The organism is Methylobacterium frigidaeris, assembly GCF_022179185.1.
Classification (GTDB): domain Bacteria; phylum Pseudomonadota; class Alphaproteobacteria; order Rhizobiales; family Beijerinckiaceae; genus Methylobacterium; species Methylobacterium frigidaeris.
In genome coordinates this window covers 1-1,758 of the sequence record NZ_BPQJ01000112.1, presented here as the reverse complement: position 1 = coordinate 1,758, position 1,758 = coordinate 1, and the positions used below count along the sequence as shown (strand labels likewise).

General features: G+C 66.8%; 1 protein-coding gene. It reads left to right on the top strand.

Features of this window, described 5'->3' with window-relative positions:
- Positions 1–378: 378 nt before the first annotated feature.
- Positions 379–1,659: an amidohydrolase/deacetylase family metallohydrolase gene (locus MFF64_RS36425; RefSeq protein ID WP_238193891.1), complete on the top strand. Its 1,281-nt coding sequence runs from the start codon at positions 379–381 to the stop codon at positions 1,657–1,659.
- The last annotated feature ends 99 nt before the right edge of the window (positions 1,660–1,758 follow it).

The following is a 1,758-nucleotide window of genomic DNA, read 5'->3' as shown; positions in this document are numbered from 1 at the left end:
TCGGCTCCTCGCCGGCCTCACGCCGCGACCGAGCGCACCCCTGAGTAATTACCTCTGGGGCTCGGCGCGGAACCCGGACATCTTGGGCAAGACCTGGCGGCTGACCCCGGGCGTGCCGTCGGCAAGACGGCGCCCGGGCCTCCTTCGGCATCGTGCTCTGGGAGACTGAGACACGTGCGGCGTCCTGCCGCATTAAAATAGCCCACTTCTCTCGTCGGTTGCGGCGCGCATCCTCGCCAAACACCTTGACGACTCAAACTTTAACACTTCTCCTGTAAGACTTGGGCGTTGCAGGAAAGCGATCGTATTTCTCAGTCATCGCCGAGGCGTACGAGGCCTGATGTGAATGCCGGAGAGCATTCCGCAAGGGGGGGGTGAATGGGTGATCTGACGCGTCGCGCGTGGCTCGGGGGCCTCTCCGCGACAGGACTTCTGACCGCGATGGGTCCTGCCCAGGCCGCGATGGGACCGAACGACAAGTTCGACCTCGTCGTCAAGGGCGGCGAGGTCCTCGACCCGAGCCAGTCGTTGCGCGCCAAGCGGGACGTCGGCATCCGCTTCGGCCTCATCGAGGCCCTCGACCTCGACATCCCGGAAACCCGCGCTCAGCGCGTGCTCGACGCCTCGGGCAAACTCGTCCTGCCCGGCCTCGTCGATCTTCATGCCCACGCCTATCCCTACGGATCGGCCATCGGCATTCCGGCCGACGAGACGGTGCCGTTCTCGGGGGTGACCACCGTGGTCTCGGCAGGGGATGCGGGGGCCAACAACCTCGCGGCCTTGCGCCGGCATATTGCCGCCCAGACCCGCACGCGCATGTTCGCCTTCGTGCACATCGCCAATCACGGCCTGTCGGGCTTTCCGGTCGCGGAACTCCACAATATCGACCACGCGCAGGTGGAGGCCTGCGCGATGGTGATCGCGGAGAACCCGGACTTCGTGATCGGCGTGAAGGTGCGCATGTCCGAGAACGTGATCTTCAAGCACGGCGTCGAACCGCTGAAACGGGCGATCCAGGCGTGCGAGATGTCCGGGCGGCCGGCCAAGGTCATGGTGCATATCGGGGGTGTCGAGACGGCCGAGCTGATGAGCCGGATCCTCGACCTGCTGCGGCCCGGCGACATCCTCACGCACTGCTATTCCGGTGCGCCGAACAACACTGGCCAGTTCACGAACATCGTTCAGGACGGCAAGCTGCTGCCGGCTGCCCTCGAGGCCAAGCGGCGGGGCGTCGTGTTCGACATCGGCCACGGCGGCGGCTCTTTCGACTTCACGGTCGCGGAAGCGGCGATCGCCCAGGGCGCCCCGCCGGACACGATCTCCTCCGACCTGCACGTGTTCTCGGGCAACACGCCGGGCATGCCGTTCCTGCCCTGGGTGATGAGCAAGTTCCTGCCGCTCGGCTTCAGCCTGGAGCAGGTCGTGGCGATGACGACCTCCGTCCCTGCCCGGGTGATCGACCGCGGCGCGAAGCTCGGCACGCTCCAGGTCGGCGCGCCGGGTGACGTGTCGGTGATGGAGCTGGTGGACGGGCCGGTCAACTTCGTCGATACCCGCCGGAACGCCCGCAGCGGGACCGCCCATCTGAAACCGGTGCAGACGGTGAACACGGGAGTGGTGTTCGGGCGGCCGTTCCAGTCGCCCTTCGCAGTGCGGTAGGACGAGCATCTAATACCCTCGCGCCTTCGCATCGACGCGTCGATGCGAAGGCGACCGGCGCGTCAGCGCCGGCGCCCATTCGGGCTTGCCTGGCACCTT